The sequence below is a fragment of the Methylomonas sp. AM2-LC genome (genome assembly GCF_039904985.1).
GTDB lineage: Bacteria > Pseudomonadota > Gammaproteobacteria > Methylococcales > Methylomonadaceae > Methylomonas.
On the sequence record NZ_CP157005.1, the window covers coordinates 3049001 to 3055000 of the forward strand.

General features: G+C 45.8%; 2 protein-coding genes, 2 tRNA genes and 2 rRNA genes. All 6 read right to left on the minus strand.

Going from position 1 to position 6000, the window contains the following annotated elements:
- Window positions 1-114 precede the first annotated feature (114 nt).
- Window positions 115-618: a hypothetical protein gene (locus ABH008_RS13695; protein WP_347986183.1), complete on the minus strand. Its 504-nt coding sequence runs from the start codon at window positions 616-618 to the stop codon at window positions 115-117.
- A 336-nt stretch (window positions 619-954) separates the two neighbouring features.
- A complete protein-coding gene (locus ABH008_RS13700) occupies window positions 955-1446 on the minus strand; it encodes a hypothetical protein (protein ID WP_347986184.1) in 492 nt (163 codons plus the stop codon).
- Window positions 1447-2053: 607 nt separating this feature from the next.
- Window positions 2054-2169 (minus strand): 5S ribosomal RNA (gene rrf, locus ABH008_RS13705).
- 182 nt (window positions 2170-2351) lie between these two features.
- Window positions 2352-5246: ribosomal RNA gene (locus ABH008_RS13710) — 23S ribosomal RNA — on the minus strand.
- Window positions 5247-5723: 477 nt separating this feature from the next.
- Window positions 5724-5799: transfer RNA gene (locus tag ABH008_RS13715), tRNA-Ala, on the minus strand.
- A 92-nt stretch (window positions 5800-5891) separates the two neighbouring features.
- Window positions 5892-5968 (minus strand) — tRNA-Ile (locus ABH008_RS13720).
- Window positions 5969-6000: the final 32 nt, after the last annotated feature.

A 6000-nucleotide genomic window follows, 5' to 3' on the forward strand; every position in this document is an offset into this window, starting at 1 on the left:
GCGCATCAATGGCGAAATATGTACATCACGCTATCAACACATCCTTCCCTACAGATTTGTTAACATGAGCATAAGTGTGTAATTTAAAGCTCATGGTTAGGTGATAACCAACAATTAAAACGCACACTCCTCTGCCACATAAACAGCTTGAAAGCTGCCAGAAACCACTTTAGCAGCATTCCCCGCCGGCCCATAATTGACATAGCGTCCTGAAATTAAAGCATCACCATATAATTGTCCAATCGCTGTAAAGGCAGCGATATTATGTGCGTGTGCTGAAGCATAGAAGGTTACATTATTTGCATCAATCAGCCATTCCCCATTGCCACCTTGTGTAAACATGAACGATTTTTTGGTGAACACACTGTGCTTTTCAGTGTCTTGATTTGCAATAGGTTCCAAATACCAAGTATTGTCAGTACGTACACAAAAATTTGCGTTACCCGTCACTGTATGTTCATTGGGTACTTGGTAATAAGAAATAATCCAATTACCGGCTTTAAGTGGATGAGCAAGCAAAGGCGGTGGCTCAATAGGAAGGGGGGTACCCGCTATCAAAATACCGGGTAAACTAAAAGCTATAAAAGAAATCAAAATATGTTTATAAACACCGTTCATTACTTTCCTCATAATCAAAAGATAAGAAAGGATGTTAAATGTAAATCCAAATACAAAATAAGAGAATGACATTACATCCAATGCAGGAAAGGAGTTTATATGGCTTCGTCAAAACAAACTGTACGCTACAGAACATAGTGACTTGTTCTAAAAAACCCGTAACGCAACCAATTTCACAACGAATAAGCAAATCGTAACTTTCAACAAAATACCTTTACATTTTTAAGCAATGACCTTTAGTGTGTACTAAACAAAGCATGGCGCATCTATAAAAATTGATGCGCATCCTGACGTCGGCAAGCTGAATAGTTACCAAAAAATTGCTATATCGGATTACTAAAATGAACAATCTTCACTCTGATATATTGCCTGGAAACTACCGGAAGGTTGTTTAAGCCGATTACGTGGGATAACAAAGTTGACATATCTACCATAAACCAAAGAATCACCCAATAACTGTCCTATGGCTGTAAAAGCAACAGCTTGATGCCCTCTGGCAGCTCCATAAAGTGTTACATTATTTGCATCAACTAGCCAATCGCCTTTACCACCTACAGTAAACAATAACGGGCCTGGTGCAGGCAATTGCGTACTGGAAGCCGGCATTACAACGGGTTCTATATACCAGCTGCCATCTGCAAGTACACACAGATTGCTAGTGCCAGTAATTTCATGATCATTAGGATACTGATAATAAGAAATAACCCAAGCGCCTGACTTAAGTGGCTGCGCTTGCATAGGTGGAGGCTCAACCGGAATGATGCCGCCAGCGGAAACTTTCATCGGTAACACCACCAATAAAATTGATAAAAAAATAAAATGATACATAACTCCCCCGAATGAGCATTGAAACTGAAAATTAATAATGAAATAATTGACGTAAAATGAGAGAGTTAGATACGATGAGTATTGATACTTAAAATGATTACTCAATACGAACTATAAAAAGAAAACGAAATAACTGCCTGGTGTCTACGCATCAGTTAGCAGTAAATTCAAAAGCCGTACAGTATTCTAAAACTCCACGGAAGTTTAATTAAATTATTAATGCAAGTCTGTAAGAAAAATCACACTAAAATAGCAATATTAATTACAGTGTATGTATCGTCGCTAAAACTAGCAATGCAAAGTATCTTATCGGTGGATCAAGTTAAATTTATCTACCCAAAAAAATTGTGCGGAATAGGCGTGGCGCGTAAAAATGCAAGGTAATACGAGGTGTCTGCTGCGATATTGATTACATCTGCTTGGAACGGCAAGCGGTTGTACGGTGATTGTTAATTGAACACTCACCCCATCGATCTTATAGCCATCATCGATTGGGCTAAAGCCTTTCGGCTTCACCTCCCGGATTACATTGCATTTCATCCAGGTTCCATCGACAGGCATAAAAAAAGCCCTGATACTTATGGGTATCAGGGCTCTTAATTTAAGAGCTTGGCGATGACCTACTTTCACATGGCAAACTGCCACACTATCATCGGCGCTAAGCGGTTTCACTTCCGAGTTCGGGATGGGATCGGGTGGTTCACGCTTGCTATGTTCACCAAGCAAACTGGTTTGACCTTACGGTCGTCATTCAGTAGCTTTACACTACCTGCATGGAAATCTGTACTCTAAACTCTTCGCATTTTTCAATACTGTCATATTATTCTCAATACGTCAGTCTCTGTCTCAGCGTCTTCGGTGTCTTTCAACACCCATCAACCTCACCCAAATGCATTGGGTGTTATATGGTCAAGCCTCACGGGCAATTAGTATACGTTAGCTTCACACATTACTGCGCTTCCACACCGTACCTATCAACGTCGTAGTCTTCAACGGCCCTTTAGGGGACTTATAGTCCCAGTGAGATCTCATCTTGGGAGGGGCTTCCCGCTTAGATGCTTTCAGCGGTTATCCTGTCCGAACGTGGCTACCCGGCAATGCCATTGGCATGACAACCGGAACACCAGAGGTTCGTCCACTCCGGTCCTCTCGTACTAGGAGCAGCTTCCCTCAAATCTCAAACGCCCACGGCAGATAGGGACCGAACTGTCTCACGACGTTCTGAACCCAGCTCGCGTACCACTTTAAATGGCGAACAGCCATACCCTTGGGACCTGCTTCAGCCCCAGGATGTGATGAGCCGACATCGAGGTGCCAAACACCGCCGTCGATATGAACTCTTGGGCGGTATCAGCCTGTTATCCCCGGCGTACCTTTTATCCGTTGAGCGATGGCCCTTCCATACAGAACCACCGGATCACTAAGACCTACTTTCGTACCTGCTCGACTTGTCCGTCTCGCAGTCAAGCACCCTTATGCCTTTGCACTCATTGCCTGATTTCCGACCAGGCTGAGGGTACCTTCGTGCTCCTCCGTTACTCTTTAGGAGGAGACCGCCCCAGTCAAACTACCCACCAGACACTGTCCCCAATCCAGATAATGGACCTAGGTTAGAACTCCAAACATACCAGGGTGGTATTTCAAGGTTGGCTCCACGAGAACTGGCGTCCTCGCTTCAATGCCTCCCACCTATCCTACACAAGTAGGTTCAAAGTCCAGTGTCAAGCTATAGTAAAGGTGCACGGGGTCTTTCCGTCTAGCCGCGGGTACACTGCATCTTCACAGCGATTTCAATTTCACTGAGTCCCGGGTGGAGACAGTGTGGCCATCGTTACGCCATTCGTGCAGGTCGGAACTTACCCGACAAGGAATTTCGCTACCTTAGGACCGTTATAGTTACGGCCGCCGTTTACTGGGGCTTCGATCAAGAGCTTCTCCGAAGATAACCCCATCAATTAACCTTCCAGCACCGGGCAGGCGTCACACCCTATACGTCCACTTTCGTGTTTGCAGAGTGCTATGTTTTTGCTAAACAGTCGCAGCCACCGATTTTTTGCAACCGCCTTACGCTACATCCGCGAGGGATTTCACTTATCAACGGCATACCTTCTCCCGAAGTTACGGTATCATTTTGCCTAGTTCCTTCACCCGGGTTCTCTCAAGCGCCTTAGAATTTTCATCCCACCCACCTGTGTCGGTTTAGGGTACGGCCACTGATAACCTGAAGCTTAGAGGTTTTTCTTGGAAGCAGGGCATTTATCACTTCGCGTTTATCGCTAAACACTCGTCATCACGTCTCAGAATTGCAGTCCCGGATTTGCCTAAGACTACTCCCTACACGCTTAAACTGCCACTTCCAACCGACAGCTGATATAGCCTTCTCCGTCACCCCATCGCAGTTACCACTGGTACAGGAATATTAACCTGTTTTCCATCGATTACGCCTTTCGGCCTCACCTTAGGTGCCGACTAACCCTGCGTCGATTAACGTTGCGCAGGAAACCTTGGGTTTTCGGCGAGAGGGTTTTTCACCCTCTTTATCGTTACTTATGTCAGCATTCGCACTTCCGATACCTCCAGCCAACTTCTCAATTGACCTTCGCAGGCGTACGGAACGCTCCTCTACCACTCACGCTTAACGCGTAAATCCGTAGCTTCGGTACTATGCTTAGCCCCGGTAAATCTTCCGCGCAGACCGACTCGACCAGTGAGCTATTACGCTTTCTTTAAAGGATGGCTGCTTCTAAGCCAACCTCCTGGCTGTCTGTGCCTTTCCACATCGTTTCCCACTGAGCATAGATTTGGGGACCTTAGCTGACGGTCTGGGCTGTTTCCCTTTTCACGACGGACCTTATCACCCGCCGTGTGTCTCCCGTGCTTGCACTTCTTGGTATTCGGAGTTTGCATCGGGTTGGTAAGTCGGGATGACCCCCTAGCCGAAACAGTGCTCTACCCCCAAGAGTGATACACGAGGCGCTACCTAAATAGCTTTCGAGGAGAACCAGCTATCTCCGAGCTTGATTAGCCTTTCACTCCGATCCACAGCTCATCCCCGTCTTTTTCAACAGACGTGGGTTCGGCCCTCCAGTCAGTATTACCTGACCTTCAGCCTGGCCATGGATAGATCGCCCGGTTTCGGGTCTACACCTTGCGACTGAACGCCCTATTAAGACTCGCTTTCGCTACGCCTCCCTTATTCAGTTAAGCTTGCCACAAAATGTAAGTCGCTGACCCATTATACAAAAGGTACGCAGTCACCCCACGAAGGGGCTCCCACTGCTTGTACGCATACGGTTTCAGGTTCTATTTCACTCCCCTCTCCGGGGTTCTTTTCGCCTTTCCCTCACGGTACTAGTTCACTATCGGTCAGTAAGGAGTATTTAGCCTTGGAGGATGGTCCCCCCATGTTCAATCAGCGTTTCACGTGCGCCGACCTACTCGTTTTCACTAAAATGAAGTTTTCGTGTACGGGGCTATCACCCTGTATCGCCGGACTTTCCAGACCGTTCCACTAACTTTATTCTAGCTTAAGGGCTAGTCCCCGTTCGCTCGCCACTACTTAGGGAATCTCGGTTGATTTCTTTTCCTCCGGGTACTTAGATGTTTCAGTTCTCCGGGTTCGCTTCCAGCAGCTATGTATTCACTGCAGGATGACGAGGTTTTCCTCGCCGGGTTTCCCCATTCGGACATCTCTGGATCACAGTTCGTTTGCAAACTCCCCAAAGCTTTTCGCATGCTACAACGTCCTTCATCGCCTCTTACTGCCTAGGCATCCACCGTATGCGCTTATTCACTTGACCATATAACCCCAATACATCTGTCCTCGCGGACGGCGTACTTAAAAAAACTCGCGGTTAATGAAGAGTGAATTGGATTTCTCAGTCGTTACTGAGTACGCCTTTTCAGTCATCTTTAGCCAACGTTTGCTTTCTTCGTTGCCTGATCTATTTTGGTTATCTGTTCAGCTGACATTTTCGCTGATTTTTGCTAGAGTGATGTGTTGTTCTGTTTCTTTCGATTCAGTTCTTCACATCAGTTTTGATCATTGCTGATCACTACTATAGTTGTTACAGATTTCCACATTGTTAAAGAGCTATTGGTTTAACACCAATTCTATAAAGTCTTTATCAATACCCTGCCTTGCGGCGGTATCGTTAAAACCGTATAGAGTTGTTGTTGACTGTTTGTTTTACTTCTTTGGTACTGCCTTTACTGCTTTTATTCTTTCTTTATTTGTTATATTGCTTTGTTTTTACTACTCAGTTTGCGAAAGACAATGGTGGAGCCAAGGAGGATCGAACTCCTGACCTCCTGCGTGCAAGGCAGGCGCTCTCCCAGCTGAGCTATGGCCCCATGTCAGCATAAGCGTTAACTGAAGACTTAAACAATTTAGATTCTGTTAGACCTTCAGCCTACCATAACCTCTCATCGTCGTCGTCTTTAGTTGGTGGGTCTGGGAGGATTTGAACCTCCGACCTCACCCTTATCAGGGGTGCGCTCTAACCAACTGAGCTACAGACCCAGGTGTGTCTTTCAATCGAAATAATTTGTTGT